Genomic DNA, 1,074 nt, shown 5'->3' on the forward strand with positions numbered 1-1,074 from the left:
ATCGTTTAAGGAGGTGATCCAGCCGCAGGTTCCCCTACGGCTACCTTGTTACGACTTCACCCCAGTCATGAACCACACCGTGGTGATCGCCCTCTTGCGTTAGGCTAACCACTTCTGGTGCAGTCCACTCCCATGGTGTGACGGGCGGTGTGTACAAGGCCCGGGAACGTATTCACCGTGGCATTCTGATCCACGATTACTAGCGATTCCGACTTCACGGAGTCGAGTTGCAGACTCCGATCCGGACTGAGATCGGCTTTTCGGGATTGGCTCACTCTCGCGAGTTGGCAACCCTTTGTACCGACCATTGTAGCACGTGTGTAGCCCTACTCGTAAGGGCCATGATGACTTGACGTCGTCCCCACCTTCCTCCGGTTTGTCACCGGCAGTCTCCTTAGAGTTCCCGCCATTACGCGCTGGCAAATAAGGACAAGGGTTGCGCTCGTTACGGGACTTAACCCAACATTTCACAACACGAGCTGACGACAGCCATGCAGCACCTGTCTCTGCGTTCCCGAAGGCACTAAGGTATCTCTACCAAATTCGCAGGATGTCAAGAGTAGGTAAGGTTCTTCGCGTTGCATCGAATTAAACCACATGCTCCACCGCTTGTGCGGGCCCCCGTCAATTCATTTGAGTTTTAACCTTGCGGCCGTACTCCCCAGGCGGTCGACTTATCGCGTTAACTTCGCCACAAAGTGCGCTAGGCACCCAACGGCTGGTCGACATCGTTTACGGCGTGGACTACCAGGGTATCTAATCCTGTTTGCTACCCACGCTTTCGCACCTCAGTGTCAGTGTCAGTCCAGAAGGCCGCCTTCGCCACTGGTATTCCTCCCGATCTCTACGCATTTCACCGCTACACCGGGAATTCTACCTTCCTCTCCTGCACTCTAGCTTGACAGTTCCGGATGCCGTTCCCAGGTTGAGCCCGGGGCTTTCACAACCGGCTTATCAAGCCACCTACGCGCGCTTTACGCCCAGTAATTCCGATTAACGCTTGCACCCTCCGTATTACCGCGGCTGCTGGCACGGAGTTAGCCGGTGCTTCTTCTGCGAGTGATGTCTTTCCTA

At 55.2% G+C, this 1,074-nt stretch carries 1 rRNA gene; it reads right to left on the reverse strand.

What is annotated here, in order from left to right:
• Positions 1 to 6 precede the first annotated feature (6 nt).
• Positions 7 to 1,074 (reverse strand): 16S ribosomal RNA (locus L1249_RS17380); the annotation flags it as partial.

This window comes from Halomonas sp. Cn5-12 (assembly GCF_021532545.1).
In the GTDB taxonomy this organism is placed as follows: domain Bacteria; phylum Pseudomonadota; class Gammaproteobacteria; order Pseudomonadales; family Halomonadaceae; genus Vreelandella; species Vreelandella aquamarina.